At 57.9% G+C, this 17,247-nt stretch carries 15 protein-coding genes; 12 read left to right on the forward strand and 3 right to left on the reverse strand.

Annotated features, from left to right (window positions below; genetic code table 11):
- Positions 1-29: 29 nt before the first annotated feature.
- From V9K95_RS15790 to V9K95_RS15810, 5 genes are read left to right on the forward strand one after another with little or no spacing between them, the layout of a single operon-like run.
- Entirely contained in the window at positions 30-956 is a 927-nt protein-coding gene (locus V9K95_RS15790) for a carbohydrate ABC transporter permease (protein ID WP_442958561.1), read from the forward strand.
- Complete coding sequence (locus V9K95_RS15795; protein ID WP_336441057.1) at positions 956-1,816, forward strand: carbohydrate ABC transporter permease; 861 nt, start codon at positions 956-958, stop codon at positions 1,814-1,816. Before V9K95_RS15790 ends, V9K95_RS15795 begins: the two co-directional genes overlap by 1 nt.
- 31 nt (positions 1,817-1,847) lie before the next feature.
- Positions 1,848-3,791 carry a glycoside hydrolase family 127 protein gene (locus V9K95_RS15800; RefSeq protein ID WP_336441056.1) on the forward strand — a complete coding sequence of 648 codons (1,944 nt, stop codon included), beginning with the start codon at positions 1,848-1,850 and terminating at the stop codon, positions 3,789-3,791.
- Entirely contained in the window at positions 3,788-4,906 is a 1,119-nt protein-coding gene (locus tag V9K95_RS15805) for an ABC transporter ATP-binding protein (RefSeq protein ID WP_336441055.1), read from the forward strand. The genes V9K95_RS15800 and V9K95_RS15805 overlap by 4 nt, the downstream gene beginning before the upstream one ends.
- Complete coding sequence (locus tag V9K95_RS15810) at positions 4,903-5,937, forward strand: 4-hydroxythreonine-4-phosphate dehydrogenase PdxA (protein ID WP_336441054.1); 1,035 nt, start codon at positions 4,903-4,905, stop codon at positions 5,935-5,937. Before V9K95_RS15805 ends, V9K95_RS15810 begins: the two co-directional genes overlap by 4 nt.
- A gap of 200 nt (positions 5,938-6,137) precedes the next feature.
- On the opposite strand, the gene V9K95_RS15815 is transcribed toward V9K95_RS15810, so the two are convergent.
- Positions 6,138-6,419 (reverse strand): hypothetical protein, encoded by a 282-nt coding sequence (locus V9K95_RS15815; protein ID WP_336441053.1) that lies wholly within the window; start codon positions 6,417-6,419, stop codon positions 6,138-6,140.
- Between the two features lie 365 nt (positions 6,420-6,784).
- On the opposite strand from V9K95_RS15815, the gene V9K95_RS15820 reads away from it, so the two are divergent.
- From V9K95_RS15820 to fhuB, 4 genes are all read left to right on the forward strand, one after another.
- Positions 6,785-8,920 (forward strand): TonB-dependent siderophore receptor, encoded by a 2,136-nt coding sequence (locus tag V9K95_RS15820; protein WP_336441052.1) that lies wholly within the window; start codon positions 6,785-6,787, stop codon positions 8,918-8,920.
- An 8-nt stretch (positions 8,921-8,928) separates the two neighbouring features.
- Positions 8,929-9,312: an ATP-binding cassette domain-containing protein gene (locus tag V9K95_RS15825; protein WP_336441051.1), complete on the forward strand. Its 384-nt coding sequence runs from the start codon at positions 8,929-8,931 to the stop codon at positions 9,310-9,312.
- Positions 9,313-9,474: 162 nt separating this feature from the next.
- Positions 9,475-10,338 (forward strand): ABC transporter substrate-binding protein, encoded by an 864-nt coding sequence (locus tag V9K95_RS15830; protein WP_336441050.1) that lies wholly within the window; start codon positions 9,475-9,477, stop codon positions 10,336-10,338.
- Positions 10,335-12,305: a Fe(3+)-hydroxamate ABC transporter permease FhuB gene (gene fhuB / locus V9K95_RS15835; RefSeq protein WP_336441049.1), complete on the forward strand. Its 1,971-nt coding sequence runs from the start codon at positions 10,335-10,337 to the stop codon at positions 12,303-12,305. Before V9K95_RS15830 ends, fhuB begins: the two co-directional genes overlap by 4 nt.
- Positions 12,306-12,403: 98 nt before the next feature.
- Here the strand turns inward: fhuB and V9K95_RS15840 are convergent, their stop codons facing one another.
- A complete protein-coding gene (locus V9K95_RS15840; RefSeq protein ID WP_336441048.1) occupies positions 12,404-13,384 on the reverse strand; it encodes an asparaginase in 981 nt (326 codons plus the stop codon).
- A 336-nt stretch (positions 13,385-13,720) separates the two neighbouring features.
- Here V9K95_RS15840 and V9K95_RS15845 point away from each other — a divergent pair, with 336 nt between their 5' ends.
- From V9K95_RS15845 to V9K95_RS15855, 3 genes are read left to right on the forward strand one after another with little or no spacing between them, the layout of a single operon-like run.
- The gene (locus V9K95_RS15845) at positions 13,721-14,617 is read left to right on the forward strand and encodes an ABC transporter substrate-binding protein (RefSeq protein WP_336441047.1); all 897 of its coding nucleotides are present in this window, start codon (positions 13,721-13,723) and stop codon (positions 14,615-14,617) included.
- Positions 14,618-14,620: 3 nt separating this feature from the next.
- Entirely contained in the window at positions 14,621-15,532 is a 912-nt protein-coding gene (locus V9K95_RS15850; RefSeq protein ID WP_336441046.1) for an amino acid ABC transporter permease, read from the forward strand.
- Between the two features lie 3 nt (positions 15,533-15,535).
- Positions 15,536-16,309, forward strand: coding sequence for an amino acid ABC transporter ATP-binding protein (locus V9K95_RS15855; RefSeq protein WP_336441045.1), 774 nt, complete (start codon positions 15,536-15,538; stop codon positions 16,307-16,309).
- A 30-nt stretch (positions 16,310-16,339) separates the two neighbouring features.
- Here the strand turns inward: V9K95_RS15855 and V9K95_RS15860 are convergent, their stop codons facing one another.
- Positions 16,340-17,215, reverse strand: a complete 876-nt coding sequence (locus V9K95_RS15860; protein ID WP_336441044.1) for a LysR substrate-binding domain-containing protein — start codon at positions 17,213-17,215, stop codon at positions 16,340-16,342.
- Positions 17,216-17,247: the final 32 nt, after the last annotated feature.

Below are 17,247 nucleotides of genomic sequence, written 5' to 3' on the forward strand. Positions count from 1 at the left end.
GGCCCGGCATACCCAATGGACGAGAGGCAATGATCAATTCACGGAATATCCCAGATGGTGCGCCCATCCGCCGAAAGAGCATGCGGCACCGGCGCAAGCAACTTGCCGGGCTTCTGTTCATCGCTCCGGCGCTGATCCTGGTCGCCACCTTTTTCGTCATTCCGCTTGGAATGGCGTTCTGGATGTCGCTGCACAACTGGCCTCTGCTTGGCCGGCCGCGATTCATCGGCATCGGCAATTACGTCAGGCTGACCCAGGATGCGCAGTTCTGGTCGTCGATGCGCTTCACCGTCTACTATACCGTGGTCGTCACCATCGCCATCTTCGCCGTGGCCTTTCCGCTGGCCTTGTTCGCCGAGAAGGCTCACCGATTTACGAAGTTCTACCGCACCGCTTTTTTCCTGCCGGTGGTTGTCGGCTTCGGCTCTGCCAGCTTGCTCTGGGCGTGGCTTCTCGATGTCGACTCCGGCCTTTTCTCTCCGGCCGCCGAATATATGGGGTTGATGGCAAAACGCATCAACCTGCTGGCGGATTTCGACACGACCTTCTGGTCGATCATCATCATGGTCGTCTGGAAAACCGCCGGCTTCAACATGATCATCCTCTTAACCGGATTGCAGGGCATCTCGACCGAGGTGCAGGAGGCCGCCCGGATCGATGGCGCCTCCTCGTGGCAGCGGTTCCGCCGCATCACGCTTCCTCTCATGCGCCGCACGATCGCGCTTGCGCTCATCCTTTCCGTTTCGGGCTCGATGCTGGCTTTCGACCAGTTCTACATCATCGCCGACGGCGGTCCGCAGAATCGCACGGTGACGGCGGTCTACTGGATATTCAGCCAGTCCTTTGGATCCTTCCGTCTCGGATATGGTGCGGCACTGTCCATGGTCCTGCTGGTCATCCTCGTTTTCATCAGCGTCGTGCAGTTGCGGCTGCTGCGCAATCCGGAGGGCATGTGATGTCCGCTCGCCGCAGCGCGTCAGCGCGCCATCTGTTCGCCTCCCTGCGCTACAACGGCTTCGGGATTGTTGCAGCCTTTCTTTTCCTGGCGCCGCTTGCATGGAGCGTGATGGTCAGCTTCAAGCCCTCGGTAGAGGCCAGGCAGCCGCCGCTGCCGCCATGGCCGGTCGGCGGCTTCAGCGTGCAGAGCTATGAAAACCTGTCAAAATACGGCGCGGGCCTCTGGACCTATACCGGCAACAGCCTGACGGTGGCCTTAGCAACCGTGGTGGCTTCCGTCGTCGTGAGCCTGCTGGCGGGCTACGGCTTCTCGCGGTTCCATTTTCCGTTCAAGAACGTGCTGTTCGTGCTGATCATCTCGACCGTGATGATCCCGTTTCAGTCGATCCTGACGCCGCTGTTCTTGATCCTGACCAAACTCGGGCTGCAGAATACATTGACTGGGATTGTCCTGGTCTATGTGACCCTGCAATTGCCGTTCTCGATCTTCATGATGCGCAACGCCTTCGATGCCGTACCGAAGGAGATCGAAGATGCGGCCCGCGTCGATGGCGCGTCAATCTTTGCCGTCCTCTACCGCATCATGCTGCCGCTTGTGCTGCCGGGCGTCGTCACGGTGGCGATTTTCGCCTTCCTTGCATCCTGGAACGAATTCCTGGCGGCGCTGATCCTGCTCACCGACCAGAACAAATACACCCTCCCGGTGCTTATGGCGGCGGTGCGCTCAGGCCAGTTCGGCACGATCGACTGGGGTGCGGTGCAGTCCGGCGTGACGCTGATGATGGCGCCATGCCTCGTACTCTTCCTCGGATTGCAGCGCTACTACATCCGCGGCCTGACCGCGGGCGCCGTCAAGTAAAGTAACCAGAAACCGAACGGATATTCGACCCATGACATACTTGAATACACCCAGCTCCTCCGGCTTTCGCCCACCCGCGGTCCCCGATGTCGACGTACGTGGTTTCTGGGGCGAGCGCATCGACGCGGTCGCCGACAAGACCGTCATGATCCTCTACGACCGCTGCGTCGCGGCGGGCATGTTCGACCAGATCGATCCTGACCGGCCGGTGCCAGACCTGCGGCTGCCGTATCACCTGCGCTCCGATGACTCGCCCGATACGGTCAATGTCCAGATGTTCTGGGATTCGGACGTCGCAAAGGTGATCGAGGCTACGGCCTACGTGCTCCACCGCAAACCCAATCCCGATCTCGAGGCCAAGACCGATGCCATCATCGACATGTTCCACAAGCTGCAGCTGCCGGACGGCTACCTGAACTCCTGGTTCATCCGCATGCAGCCCGGCAAGCGCTGGCTCAACCTGCGTGACCATCACGAACTCTATTGCGCGGGTCATCTGATTGAAGCCGCCGTCGCCTATTTCCATGCGACGGGCAAGCGCAAGCTCCTCGACGTTATGTGCCGCTATGCGGACCATATCGACCGGATGTTCGGACCGCAGCCCACTCAGAAACCCGGCTATTGCGGCCATGAAGAAATCGAACTTGCCCTGATCCGCCTCGGCCGGGCAACCAGCGAGCAGAGATACCTCGATCTTGCCCGCTTTTTCATCGAGCAGCGCGGCCAGCAGCCGCACTATTTCGACGAGGAGGCCGCCGCCCGCGGGGCCGACCCGAAGCAGTTCCGGCACCGGACCTATGAGTACAACCAGTCGCATCTGCCAGTTCGGCAGCAGCCCAAGGTTATCGGCCATGCGGTGCGCGCCATGTATCTCTATTCTGGCATGGCGGATGTCGCTACCGAGTTTTGCGATAACAGCCTCACCGACACACTTAAGGTCCTGTGGGACGATCTTACCACCAAGCAGATGTATGTCACCGGCGGTATCGGCCCGGCTGCCAGCAACGAAGGCTTCACGGACTATTACGACCTGCCCAATCATAACGCCTATGCCGAGACCTGCGCTGCCGTCGGCCTGGTCATGTGGGCAAGCCGCATGCTAGGGCGCGGTCCGGACCGGCTCTATGCCGACATCATGGAGCAGGCGCTCTACAACGGCGCCCTTTCCGGCCTTGCTGACGACGGTGCGACGTTCTTCTACGACAACCCGCTCGAAAGCAACGGCAGCCATCATCGATGGACATGGCATCGCTGCCCCTGCTGCCCGCCGAATATCGCCCGCACCGTGGCATCGATTGGCAGCTACATGTACGGCATATCGTCGGATGAACTGGCGGTCCACCTTTACGGCGACAGCACTGCCCGGCTGGCATTGGGCTCAACAGCGGTTACGATTGCCCAGCGTACCGACTATCCCTGGGACGGTCGTATCGCGTTGACGGTCGGGGTCAACGCACCCGCCTCCTTCACGCTGGCTTTGCGCGTGCCTGGTTGGTGCGGCCAGGCGAGACTGTCGATTAACGGCGATGTCATCGACGTCTCTGCGGTCGAGGAAAGGGGCTATCTGCGGATCGATCGCCTGTGGCAGGGCGGCGAAACGGTTGTTCTGGATCTGCCGATGGACGTCCGCGCCCTGCACGCCAATCCTGCGGTCAGAGCCGATATCGGTCGCGTCGCGCTGGCGCGTGGCCCGATGATCTACTGCGCGGAAGAAATCGACAACGGTAAGGAACTACACAGCCTGATCCTGACAGGGAATGTCAGCGAAGCTGATACGGTATCGATCGAAGGGCTCGAAAAGACTGTTGCGATCGACCTAAAGGCGAAGCGCGAGGTGTGGAACGACTGGCAAGGCAAGCTGTACGACACGGGCGAACCAACGCTGAAGGACACCACAGCGCGTTTCCTGCCGTATTACCTGTGGGACAACAGGGAGCCCGGCGAGATGCTCGTCTGGGTCAGGGCGCAGAGATGACCGGATCCGAACAGGAAAAAGCGAAGATCGAGCTTCGCGATGTCAGGAAGAGTTTTGGCGGGGTCAATGTCATCCACGGCCTGGACTTGACGATCGAAGGCGGCGAGTTCGTCGTCTTCGTCGGGCCGTCCGGTTGCGGCAAATCCACCTTGCTGCGCATGATCGCGGGCCTGGAAGACGTAACGTCGGGTGACATTCTCATCGCCGGTCGCGACGTGACGGATCTCGACCCGTCCAGGCGCGGAATTGCCATGGTTTTCCAATCCTACGCGCTTTATCCGCACATGAACGTCCGCGAGAACCTGTCTTTCGGGCTCGAAATGGCCAAGACGCCACGCGACGAGATTGAACGTCAGGTTCAGGCGGCGGCCCAGATCCTCAAGATCGAACCGCTGCTCGATCGCCGCCCCGGGCAACTGTCTGGCGGACAGCGCCAGCGCGTGGCGATCGGCCGGGCGATTGTGCGCAAACCGCTCGCGTTTCTGTTCGACGAGCCGCTCAGCAACTTGGATGCAGAGCTGCGTGTCAGCATGCGCATCGAGATCGCGCGTCTGCATCGCGAGCTTGGCAATACCATGATCTACGTCACCCACGACCAGACGGAAGCGATGACACTGTCGGATCGCATCGTCGTGCTGAAGGATGGCGTGATCGAGCAGGTCGGCACGCCGCGCGAAGTCTACGAAGACCCCAACAACCTTTTCGTCGCTGGCTTCATCGGTTCGCCCCGCATGAACTTTGTCGATGCGGTCTATTTGGCGGAGAACCGGATCGGAGTGGCGGATGCGATCATCCCACTTCCGCAGCCTTTAACCGGGCTATCGGCAGGAGACCACGTCAAGCTCGGCATCCGCCCGGAGCATCTGACCGTGGGAGTCCGCAGGGACGATGCGCTGCAGGTTAAGGTCGATTTTTCCGAATATCTCGGCAGCACCCGTTATCTTTACTGCTATCTTGCAAGCGGCGAGATGATCACGGTCGAACAGCGCGACGGACGCGACTTTTCACCCGGCGAAGAAGCGTGGCTCAGTTGCTCGGCGGAATGCCTCAGGCTGTTTGCGGCGGATGGCCAACGGTTGCGCCCGGCAGCGCTCAACACGGTCGCTACGCCATGAATGCGTGTATCAACGACGTGTTCGAACGTCCCCTGATAGCACTGGCCATGGGTGATCCGGCCGGAATCAGCCCAGAGCTTGCAGCCCGGCTGATCGTATCGCCGAGAACCGCCGCCGCTGCGCGCCTGGTGATCATCGGCGACCGACGCATTCTCGAGCGTGGCGCCAAGGCGGCGGGGCTGACGCTCGACATAGACACGGTGGACAGCCCCGAGGTGGGGCCTGCCGAGCGGCCGGTCCTGATCGACCTGGGCAATCTCGATCCGAGAGCCGTGACCGTCGGCGAGGCGACGCTGGCGGGTGGAAGGTTTGCCGTCGAGAATTTCTCGTACGCCCTGCGGCTGGCAGATGCTGGACGGGTGGCCGCCGCCTGCTATACGCCCCTCAACAAGAAGGCCATGCGCTTCGCCCATCCGGGTTATGATGATGAAAGCCGCTTTATCCAGGAGCTGTTGCAACTGGCCGGCAGGATCAAGGAGTTCAACGTCCTCGATACCCTTTGGAATGCCCGCGTCACCTCGCATATTCCACTGAAGGATGTCGCGGCCCATCTGTCGTGCGAGGCGATCCTGGCCGAGATTCGCTTGACCGTGAACTGCCTGAAACAATCAGGCGTCGATGCGCCGCGCCTGCTTGTGGCCGGCCTCAACCCGCATGCGGGCGACGGCGGCAGTTTCGGCATGGAGGAAATTGATATCATCGGTCCGGCCGTCGATGCGGCCGTTGTCGAAGGCTACGATGTCTCCGGCCCGTATCCGGCCGACACCGTCTTTCTGACGGCGCTCCGGGACGGATATCACGCGGTGCTCACCATGTATCACGACCAGGGCCAGATCGCCATGAAGCTGATCGGTTTCGACCGCGGTGTGACCATGCTCGGGGGCCTTCCCTTTCCCGTCTGCACGCCCGCGCACGGCACAGCCTACGACATTGCCGGCAAGGGCATTGCCAATACGCTTGCCAGCGAAGAGGCCGTGTTGCTGGCTGCCCGCATGGCCACTGCGGGGCAAAACAGAAGCCTTGGCGCATGACCGGCGGCATCATCATCGAGGATCCGCTCATGCGGACGCTGGTCGATCCTGACGGCGCACTCGAAAAGCTCTGGACCGGCGCGGTGTGGTGGGAGGATGGTCATGTCAGACGCGCAAGTTGCGGCAGAGGGCCGTCAACTCTATGATGGCAAACGGCTTGAGACAACAAAGCGCGCCTGCCATTACGCGTTGCCTCTGGCTCAGTCTCCAGACGCATAGAGCAGTGAGATGTCGCGGTGATGCGATTGGCAACTCGCGCCCTCCGACTTCATCACTGCGCGCTTTGGCTCAAGCACGACCACGCAACCATTTTTGTAGCGGTATTGCCTATCGCCGCCACTAAGGGTCTTTTGCGCCGGCACCTCATCCATTGGCCTCTGATCCTTAGTAGTGGCGCCAGCACGGGTGATGTTCGGTTCGGCTGAGCAGGCCATGAGGGTTGTAATGAGCGGCAAGAAAAGGGTTGCGGACCGGGACTTCATTGGTTTCTCCTGAAGTCGAAAGTAGGTTGGCACTAAGGTAGGTCAAAAAAGGGGCAGGGGAGAGGTATCACCCCGAAGAGCCCGTTGCCTGTTGTTCAAGCCAACACTGTGGCAGAACCATCATTGGGCGGCCTCGACGGAGGCGGTTCAGGCAAGAGATTGAGGTAATTCGTTCTCAAAAGACCAATAAACAAGTTGGCCGCTGCGGCACGTGAAAAGCCGCAAATCAGAGGCTTGACACACGACTCCTTATTGGAAATCTGAAGTGAAAGTTGTGGAACAGAGGCGGCGGGAGTAAACAAGAGTTTCATTATCAAGTTTTACCTGACATAAAAGCGCGGGATTCATTGCGTGGGGTATATTCCGTGAGTCGATCACTTTCTTTCAAGATATTTCTTGGTTTTTCCGTTTCTTCTCTGGTTCTCGTCTCGGGAGCGCAAGCCCAAGATGACGCTTCAATTACCCTTGAGACCATCGTGATCGAGGGCCAGGGCAATGCGACAGGACCTGTTAAGGACTATGTCGCAACACAGAGCGCAACCGGCACGAAGACAACCACGCCACTGCTCGAAACGCCGCAGTCGATTTCCGTGATCACCCGGCCGCAACTTGAAGACAGGGGCGTCCAGAACCTGAACCAGGCGCTATCTTATACCGCCGGGGTGGTCGCAGCACCCTTTGGCAATGACGCACGATATTTCGCACCGATCATGCGTGGCTTCACCTCCGTAGACAATGTCTACCTGAACTCCTTCCGGTTCATCCGCGATTTCGGTGCGCTGACATTCGAACCCTACGGTCAGGAACGAATCGAGGTCATCAAGGGTCCCGCATCGGTTCTGTACGGTCAGGGCGAGCCGGGCGGCATCATCAATCTCATTGCCAAGCGCCCGACTTTCGAGAAATTTGCGGAAGTCGGTGCCGAGTTCGGCACCCACAACCGGTATCAGGTGAAAGTCGATGCAGGGAATGTCTACAATGATGTACTTTCTTATCGCTTTACGGCGCTTGGCCGTCTTGCTGACGGTGAGCAGGATTTCACCGGCGATGACCGCCTTTACATCGCACCGTCGCTGACCTGGGCGCCCGATGAGGACACATCGCTCACCATTCTTGGATCACTGCAGCGAGACACGGGGAACTCCCCGCTCGGCCTACCGCAGGCCGGCACACTCGACTTCAATCCGAACGGCATCATCCCGGTCAAGCGTTACATCGGCGAGCCCGATTTCAACGACAACAAGAGCCTGTTGGCAACCGTGGGGTATGAGTTCAAACATCGTTTCAACGATATTGTCGAGTTCCGTCAGAACGCCCAATATCTTTCCTTTGATGCCGACTACAAGAACCTCTATTACCGGTCGCTTGGCGCCGACCTTCGCACTGTGCAGCGCGGTGTGAGCGTTCAATCAGAAGAGACTGACAGCTTCGGGATAGACAACCAGCTGGAAGCACGGTTCGAGACCGGGGCGCTGGAGCATACCGCGCTTGTCGGTTTCGACTATCGCAATAACAAACAGCTGCGTTCATCGCTGTTCGACTACAATCGCACCGGCCGGCACGTCATTGATCCGATCGACGTATTCAACCCTGTCTATGGCTCGCCGATAACCTACGATGCATCGATTACCGATCATATGGATTACCGGCTGAAGCAATATGGCCTCTATATTCAGGATCAGGTGGCGGTCGACAGGTTGCGCTTGACTCTGGGCCTGCGTCAGGACTGGTTTGATATCAGAAGCAACGCTCTTGAAGGCGACAACCAGTCCACCACGATTACGCGCAACAAGAACGATGCCCTCACAGGCCGCGTCGGCGCGCTTTACCTGTTCGATAATGGCATTGCACCGTATATCAGCTATTCCACCTCCTTCAATCCTCAAGCAGGTATCAACACTGATACCCAGCGGGCCCTGGAGCCAACCGAAGGTGAGATGTACGAGGCCGGTGTCAAATTCCAGCCCGCCGGCTGGAATGCAATGCTGACGGCAAGCATCTACCAACTGACAAAGACCAATATCAGTACAACCCAGAACGGCATTACAACCGAAATTGGCGAAGCCCGTTCGCGTGGCTTCGAACTTGAAGGGGTTGCGGGCATAGCCGAAGGATGGGATCTCACTGGCAGCTATACCTACACCGACACGGAGGTTACTCGCAGCACCCCTGCCACGACAGGCAATCATCTGCTCAATGTGCCAGAACACTCCGCTGCACTGTGGGTTGGTTACACATTCCAGCCCGATACACTGTTCGAAGGTGTAAAAATCGGTGCCGGCGCGCGTTATATCGGCGAACGCTACGGCAATGTTGCCAACACGATCGAACTCCCGGATACGACCGTATTCGACGCTTCTGTTTCCTTCGAGAAGGCAAATTTCAAAGCATCTCTGGCCGTGCAGAACCTTGCTGACAAGCGCTACGCCGCAAGCTGCAACTTCGGCTGCTTCTATGGCGAAGGTCGTACGGTCGTGGGCAGTCTGGCTTATAAGTGGTGATGGTACACGTGAAACAGGAAGTTACGATTGCCCACCCCCTCCACACATTGGAGGGAGTGAGTTTTCACGTCCGGTTACGCCCGATCATCGAAAAAATGAACCCAACCGTTGAGGAAGGGCGTATCCACGGCTTGATCGGCGCGAATGGATCGGGCAAATCCATGCTGATCAAGGTGCTGGCGCAGCAGCAAAAGCCTTCCTCCGGCAACATTTCATTTTCCGGCCGGTATATAGAGACCCTGTTACAGAGGGGATTTGCGCGAAAAATTGCCTGTCTATGGCAATTCATGCCGGCAACTGATGGGATGAATGTCGAGAAATTCGACGTGCGCGGCCGGTTTTCCTGGCATGGCACATTTGGTCGATTTGCTGCTCAGGATAGGCCAAGGTGAACGAAGCGCGGCGACAGACCGATGTGGACCGTTCCGGTCACGACTTGTCGACAGGCGTCCTGGAGGCGAACAACAGGGTGTCTGGCCGGCAATGCTTCTGTCACAGGACCCCGCCTGTCTCGTACAAGGCCCCGATAGCGACATTCCCGTGGCTTGCGTAAAATGATCACGCGACGCGGCATTCTCGCACTTGGCTGTCTGGTGACCGCTGCAGTGTACAAACCGGCTCGTGCCTCTTCCGAACAGATTGCCATCGTCGACTGGGCGCTTCTGGAAACCGCGTTGGCAATCGGCATAACGCCGGTGGCGGCGGTGGAGCTTGTCCTCTTCCGGGAACTTGCAATCGAGCCGTCCGTCCCGGAAAGCGTGATCGATCTGGGACTTCGCGGGTCCATCAATTTCGAACTTCTCGCGACCCTTCGCCCTTCGCTGATTTACGGCTCGAATTATTCCGCCTGGGCCAACGAGACGCTGCGCGAGATAGCACCTGTGCGCGCTTGGACAATATTCCAACGCGGCGAGCCGCCCTACGAAAAGGCCGTCGCCGCCATGCGCGAGATGGCGGCGGACCAAGGACGCCTAGCAACGGCGGAAGCCTATATCGCGCAAACGGAAAGCCTGTTTACGAATATCCGTCAGCGACTTGCACCAAAGGCCTTGCGTCCCCTCCTGATCATCAATCTTGGTGACGCCCGGCATTTCCGGGCCTTCGGCACAGATTCGATGTTCGGAGACGTCGCAACCCGGCTGGGCTTTCAGAACGCTTGGAGCAGAGGAACGGCCTATAGTGCCACCGCACCTGTCGGGCTCGAAGCTCTGGCTGACCACTCGGATGCTACGGTGGTGGTTATCGGTCCGCTCCCCGTCGAGGCCCAACGCATTTTACCCCGTAGTGCAATCTGGCAAAATATGCCTGCTGTACGCGACAATCGGTGGGTAACGCTTTCTCCCGTCAACCCGTTCGGGGGACTTCCGGCTGCCCGGCGTTTTGCCCGCCTTCTTAACGAAGCGTTGGAGCACACGTGAATACCGACCGTCTGCGTTCGACAAATATCCCGTTTCGATCTGCGGCTGTCGTTTGCTCCGCTCTGGCAGCAGTTGCCGTAGGGTTGTTTTTTTATGGTGTCGCTTTGGACTGGCCGGCTCCCGGAGACGATCTGGCCGCCATTATTCTTTACAATTCCACCCTGCCACGAGGAGCCGTCGCATGGCTCGCCGGCGCTGTTTTGGGCCTTGCAGGCGCCTTGATGCAACGCGTGCTCCGCAACCCCATTGCCGATCCTTCCACAGTTGGTGTTTCCGCTGGCTCGAGCCTGGCCATGAGTTGCGCCCTGATCTATGCTCCGTCCCTCATGGCGGCAGGGCGTGAATATGTGGCCTTTTTCGGGGGAGCGGCCGCGCTTTCCATCTTATTGGCGCTGTCCTGGCGGCGTGCTCTAGATCCCGTCACCGTCGTTCTGTGTGGCATGCTGGTCTCGCTCATGGCTGCGGCCATATCTGCAACTCTGATCCTTGCCCGGGGCGAATACATGATGTCGCTCTTCATCTGGGGCGGCGGGTCGCTGGAGCAGCAGGATTGGGGACCTGCTCAGTCCCTGGCGCTTCGTCTTGCAATCGGTGCGGTCGCAACAGCTTGCCTGACGCGGGCGCTGACCCTTCTGGCACTTGACGATGCTGGCGCGCGCGCGCTCGGCCTGGGCCTAACCGGCACGCGGCTTGCCATATTGACGCTCGCAGTCTTCCTGTCCGCTTCAGTGACCGCAGAAGTCGGAATCATCGGCTTTGTCGGGCTTGCCGCGCCAAATCTTGTTCGCCTCATAGGGGCACGTACTCTCAGGCAAACCCTTCTTTTCTCACCGATTTCCGGCGGAGTTATCGTCCTTCTCTCCGACGGTCTGTTACGGCTGCTTTCCCTTTCTGTCGGCGAAACGGTTCCAACCGGCGCAGCGATTGCATTGTTCGGAGGTCCCATTCTCCTCTGGTTGCTGCCGAGGATCGGCACGTCATTACGCACGTCTCAACAGCAATTTAGCGTGACAAAGCGCGTGCCACGTTGGTCGACGATCCTCATCGCACTCTCCTGCCTGTCTGTCATATTTGCAGTCATCGCTCTTTTTGTCGGCAGGTCGGGAGGTGGATGGACTGTCGCGACGGGTTCGATGTTCGAACTTGTTGCACCATGGCGTTGGCCACGTGCTCTGGCCGCAGCCAGTGCCGGGGGCATGTTGGGGGCGGGCGGCTTCCTGATGCAGCGCGTGACAGGAAATGCCATGGCAAGCCCGGAAGTGCTGGGCGTTTCATCAGGTGCAGGTGTCGGACTGGCCGCAATACTTATTCTGGTTCCCGGTGCCAATCATCTGACCGAAACCATGGGTGCAATGGCCGGAGCCTCGGTTGCTTTCATGGGCGTTATTGCCTTTGCAGCCCGGCATCGCTTTGCCGCCGAGCGGCTGCTCCTTTCCGGTATCGCGATTGGGTCGCTTGCAGGTGCGCTCGTCACGCTCTTCATGGCTGGTGGCGGGCCGGAATCCCGGCGTCTGATCAGTTGGCTCAGCGGCACGACCCAAAGCGTTTCACCGTCTCAGGCACTATGGACCCTTGCAGCGGCTATACTTCTGATCGCGCCATTGCCGCTTTTTGCGCGCTGGCTAATGATTCTGCCCCTCGGGCGTCCGTTTGCTTCCGGGATGGGTCTGAAGCACGTGCTTTACGCCGGTATATTGGTCGTTTTTGCCACTCTTCTTTCCGCAGCATCCACCCTTTTTGTCGGTCCCCTTTCGTTTGTAGGGCTGATGGCGCCGCACATGGCCCGCATGATGGGCCTTTCGCGCCCTGTTCCTCAGCTTGCAGGATCGGTGCTTCTGGGCATAGTCCTGATGATAATGGCCGATTGGGCCGCAAGAACGCTTGCATTTCCCTATCAGCTTCCGATCGGCCTGATCGCCACCATGGTCGGGGCACCGTATCTGGTTTGGATGCTCAACCGGCGCTGATTATTGGAAATCGAGGCTTAAGGAGCTTGTAAGTGCCGCAACGCGGTGAAGTCGAAACCATGCTGTTTGTGCAAATTGAAGGAGACCCTAAAAATGAGTCAAAGCGACTGGAATTGTTGTTCGATTTCCTCGCGGCTATCGCCCCGCGCAAGACAAAGCGCTAGCAGGATTCGAGCCCTTTGAGGATTGATGTCGCCACCACCGATAATTCCGAGCTCTCGGTGATGTGCGCTGTCTACAATCAGTCCCGACCCGGTTCTGGAAGACTGAACAACCACCATACCTGCCTCGACAAGGGTGGCAAGCGCCAGTGTCTCAGCCGGGGTTGCCATTCCTGGCCCGAAACCCGCGGAGATGATGCCGCGTGCACCAGCAGCGGCGAATGCTTGAGCGGCGTGCCCATCGGCCCCGGGGTAGCTGTACGTAATATCGACGCGAGGAAGAACTCGAAGAAGGGCGTGCGAAAATACCTGATATCTGCGTTCTTCACGCCTCGCGATCCTCACGTCTGGTCCATCCACGTAGCCAAGCGGGCCCGTCCAAGGTGACTGGAAGGCACCAAGACGCAACGTGTGCGTCTTGGTTACTGTCCGGGGTGAGTGGATCTCGTCGTTCACAACGACGAACACGCCCGGACCAACATCCGGGGCCGATGCAACTCGGACTGCGGCTGCAAGATTGGCGTTTGCATCGGTCGATATACCAGTCAGGGGCCTCATCGAGCCCGTCAGAATTACGGGTATTGTCGGTGCCAATACGAGCGACAAAACCCAGGCTGTTTCCTCAAGGCTGGCCGTGCCGTGTCCGATTACGATGCCTGCCAGGTCCGGCTCGTTGCAAAGCGACTCGCAGGTTTCTGCCAGGTCCGCCCAATCATCGTAGGTCAAAGCAGTGCTATCGATCTGCCGGAAATTGACCGGGATTATGTCGGCAATCTTCCCCTGAATTCCTACCCGATCAATCAGTGACGCGGCGTCGACACGCACGTTGCTCGCGTTGTAGTCCAAGAGGTCGAACTGATCTGTTCCGAGGGAAGCTATCGTTCCACCGGTTCCGACAAAGGCAATTTTGGGAAGCATTCTTGTTCCGATCTCAGGAGGATGAATGACAGATGCGTGGATCTCTGTCCTGGATGGGCACTACACCAGACCATCGTCTGAGAAAATATCGGAAATAAACTAAATGTAAGAAAGCCGCTTACAGGCTTCTGCCGAATGGAACGTCAATCGGTTTGTACGCTCAGAGGCGCGCGTTCACAGGAGGTATTCTAAATCGATAACCTGAGAGAATAGATTAGCCCAATCTTATTGTTGGACGGCGCGCTTCAGCACTCGCATATTGCCGTTGTTGGTTAATGATGCCGGTCCTCCCAAGCGTTATCCAAAGCCATCGTAAACACAATAAGGGGAACATCAATGTTCAAAACGCTCACTCATCTGCCGCTAATCGCAGCATTTACTTTAGTTGTTTCTGTTGGCCCTGGCCTCGCTCAGAGTTTCGACACATCTTCGATTAAAACCGTGGACGCACTCGCTGCTCGGTTGCCGGAAAAGATCAAGTCGTCCGGTGTGCTTACAATCGGATCCGACACGGCTTATGCGCCTTGGGAATTTCTGAGTGAAAAAGATGGTCAGACGCCAGAAGGCATCGACGTCGATATCGCTAATGCGATCGGTAAAAAGCTTGGTGTGAAAATCGATTTTCAGACCTCGGCATTCGAAGCGATCCTGCCGGCGCTTGGCACGAAGTTCGATATCGGCGTGTCCGCGTTCTCAGTTACCAATGAACGCATGAAGGCCGTCAACTTCGTAAGCTATGCTGACACCGGCAGCATGTGGGCTGTGAAAGCGGGCAATCCTGCGAAATTCGATCAAAACGATTTGTGTGGTCGCAAGATAGCGATCCAGTCCGGGAGCTATCACGAAAAGGCAGTCATTTCCGAAAACGAACTCTGCAAGACGGCAGGAAAGGCCGAGATCGATATACTTCCGTTCTCGAAGCAGCCTGAAGCGCTCACGCGCGTGGCTGCCGGCGGTGCAGACGCGACAGTGTCAGGCGAAGCGGGTATTGGCTACGCGACAAAACAATCCAAGGGCGCTTTCGAGTTGCTGAAGCCAACCGCGGGCGCTTTGAGCAAGCATGGTCCGAACGGCATCGCGGTTGCCAAATCGGACATGGCCTTGACGGAATTGATTGCCGACACGATCAATTCCCTAATAGCTGATGGCACTTACAAGGCCTTGCTGGACACCTGGGGCGTTGGCTCTGTGATCGTCGAAAAAGCGTTGGTTAACCCAGAAGTCAAGATCTGATCCATGACCCTTGCCCGTGAAGACCTGGGGGCTGGCGTCGAGCCGGTTTCCCTTGAAAAACCAGAGATCACACGCAACTTCGTGGTTCCGCAAAGACATCCCGGTCGCTGGCTGGCGGTTGTTGTTCTTGCAATCATCGTGTTCCAGGTTGGCCAAGCTGTTTCGGTCAACCCGAACTTCCATTGGGATGTCTACCTCACCTATCTCTTTTCCTCCCAGGTCATTCGAGGCGTCGGGTGGACGCTTATTCTGACAATTGTTGCCATGACAGTGGCGATTTCAGTCGCGGGCCTGCTGGTGATCATGCGTGACAGTGACAATCCTGTGCTGCGCGGCCTTGCTTATTCCTGGGTTTGGTTTTTCCGGGGAACGCCGATTTACACCCAGCTGCTGTTTTGGGGTCTGTTTGCGGTACTGTTTCCAACTCTCAGCCTGGCAATCCCGTTTGGTCCTGAAATCATCAGCGTGGAGACGAAGTACATTGTCACACCTGCCATGGCTGCAATTCTCGGTCTCGGTTTTAATGAATCGGCCTATTTGACGGAAATTTTCCGGGCCGGGTTCAACTCGATCGATCGCGGACAGGCCGAGGCGGCACAGGCACTTGGAATGCGGCCAGCAAAAATCTGGTGGCGCATACTCATGCCACAGGCGATGCGTGTGATCATCCCGCCAACCGGTAACGAGACCATCGGAATGCTGAAAATGACATCTCTGGTTTTGGCGATACCGTTCACGCTGGATCTGACATTCGCAACCAACGCAATATCAAACAGGCTCTATCTGCCGGTCCCGCTTTTGCTGGTTGCTGGCACTTGGTATCTCGGCATAACAAGCGTGCTCATGGTTGGCCAATATTTCCTCGAACGCCACTTCGGTAAAGGCGTTTCCGTTCATCCAGCGCGGGCGGAGTAGGCCATGCACCCGAACCCAGATTTCTATGTCGAAATGCACGACATCCACAAATTCTACGGTCCTGTGCACGCGCTCAAAGGCGTGGATTTAAAAGTGAAAAAGGGCGAAGTATGCGTCGCTATCGGTCCATCCGGCTCGGGCAAGTCGACGATGCTACGCTGCATCAATCAGCTTGAAAGCATTTCGACCGGGCGGGTCTTCCTTAAAGGCGAACTTCAGGGTTTCACAGAAAGAGATGGCCGGTTCTATACCTTGTCAACGCGACGCATTGCTGCGCAACGCCGGCTGACTGGTATGGTCTTCCAGCGTTTCCAACTGTTTCCGCATATGACGGCGCTCGAAAACGTCATGGAAGGACCTTCGCACGTCAAAGGATGGTCGAAGGAGCGCTCACGTAGCAAAGCGCACGATCTTCTCAAGCGTGTCGGACTTGACGGGTTCGGAAACCGGTACCCGGTGCAACTCTCTGGTGGACAGCAACAACGCGTCGCAATCGCTCGGGCGCTCGCCATGGAGCCAGAGGTGATGCTGTTCGACGAGCCCACATCCGCGCTTGATCCCGAACTTGTGGGTGAGGTTCTGGATGTCATCAAAGACCTTGCAAAGAGCGGGATTACAATGGTCGTCGTGACACACGAGATCGGCTTTGCCCGAGAGGTGGGAAATCACCTCGTCTTCATGGATCAAGGACAGATTGTCGAAGAGGGGCATCCACGCGCAATGCTGGCGAACCCGCAGAACCCGCGTACGGCGGCGTTTCTGTCCAAGGTCCTGTGATCCGTCATGGCTATGACCATTGAGAAGACATCAGATCGCGCCGCGCAAATCTCGAATGAAGTCTTGGAGAATTTTGGACGGAAGGCGATTTGGTGGGGTGATCAGAAGCGTGCGGAAATGCAACGCGGGCTCGAAGGCTCTCAGCGTCAATCCGTAACCTTCGTACGGTTCGGCCGTCAGGGGGTTGACCAGACCGATCCCGACACCCGCAGCCACCATGGCGCAGATCGTCGTAGAATAGGGCGTCTCCATTACCGGGCGAATAGTCACGCCAGCACTGTTAAAGGCGTTCTCTGCCTCACGTCTGGTCGTGTCTTCAGGAGCAAGAGCAATAAAAGGTTGTCCCGCAAGGTCGGCGGGACGAACGACGCTCAGAGCTTCAAGCGGGTGTCCTTTCGGCAAAGCGACAGCCACGCGAAACTGGGCAAACTCCTCGATTTCGACGCCAGTGCGATCAATCTCATCGGCAACGATGCCGAGATCGAACTGGCCGGAAGCAACGAGATCACGCACGTTCGACGACATGCGCGCCTGGAATGTGACTGCAACGTTCGGGTTGCTTTTCATGAATGCCCGCAGCGCTCGCGGCAAGACGTTGGTCGAAAGCGCAGACAGGCACGCGATCCTGATCTCGCCAGAGCCATAGTCACGGATGCGCGCGGCAGCACCGCGCAGATGGGCCAGTCCCAGAAACGCTTGTTCAACCTCGCGGAAGAAAAGCTGGCCTTCCTGGGTCGGATGCAGGCGCCCCTTGATCCGTTGGAAGAGATCGAAGCCCAGGGATCGCTCCAGTTCCTGGATCATCTTGCTGACCGCCGGTTGGGAGACATGGAGAACTTCTGCCGCGCGAGCAGTCGTCCCGTTTGTCATGACCACCCGAAATATCTCGACCTGCCTAAGATTCATTCCCGCCCCTCGTTTCAAAGCAATAACTCCAG

The sequence above is a fragment of the Phyllobacterium sp. CCNWLW183 genome (assembly GCF_037203775.1).
GTDB classification, from domain to species: Bacteria; Pseudomonadota; Alphaproteobacteria; order Rhizobiales; family Rhizobiaceae; genus Phyllobacterium; species Phyllobacterium ifriqiyense.

Excerpts from the sequence above, each read along its gene's own strand:
- V9K95_RS15790 (WP_442958561.1), top strand. The coding sequence starts at position 30 with ATGATCAATTCACGGAATATCCCAGATGGTGCGCCCATCCGCCGAAAG.
- V9K95_RS15795 (WP_336441057.1), top strand. The coding sequence starts at position 956 with ATGTCCGCTCGCCGCAGCGCGTCAGCGCGCCATCTGTTCGCCTCCCTG.
- V9K95_RS15800 (WP_336441056.1), top strand. The coding sequence starts at position 1,848 with ATGACATACTTGAATACACCCAGCTCCTCCGGCTTTCGCCCACCCGCG.
- V9K95_RS15805 (WP_336441055.1), top strand. The coding sequence starts at position 3,788 with ATGACCGGATCCGAACAGGAAAAAGCGAAGATCGAGCTTCGCGATGTC.
- V9K95_RS15810 (WP_336441054.1), top strand. The coding sequence starts at position 4,903 with ATGAATGCGTGTATCAACGACGTGTTCGAACGTCCCCTGATAGCACTG.
- V9K95_RS15815 (WP_336441053.1), bottom strand. The coding sequence starts at position 6,419 with ATGAAGTCCCGGTCCGCAACCCTTTTCTTGCCGCTCATTACAACCCTC.
- V9K95_RS15830 (WP_336441050.1), top strand. The coding sequence starts at position 9,475 with ATGATCACGCGACGCGGCATTCTCGCACTTGGCTGTCTGGTGACCGCT.
- V9K95_RS15840 (WP_336441048.1), bottom strand. The coding sequence starts at position 13,384 with ATGCTTCCCAAAATTGCCTTTGTCGGAACCGGTGGAACGATAGCTTCC.
- V9K95_RS15845 (WP_336441047.1), top strand. The coding sequence starts at position 13,721 with ATGTTCAAAACGCTCACTCATCTGCCGCTAATCGCAGCATTTACTTTA.
- V9K95_RS15850 (WP_336441046.1), top strand. The coding sequence starts at position 14,621 with ATGACCCTTGCCCGTGAAGACCTGGGGGCTGGCGTCGAGCCGGTTTCC.
- V9K95_RS15855 (WP_336441045.1), top strand. The coding sequence starts at position 15,536 with ATGCACCCGAACCCAGATTTCTATGTCGAAATGCACGACATCCACAAA.
- V9K95_RS15860 (WP_336441044.1), bottom strand. The coding sequence starts at position 17,215 with ATGAATCTTAGGCAGGTCGAGATATTTCGGGTGGTCATGACAAACGGG.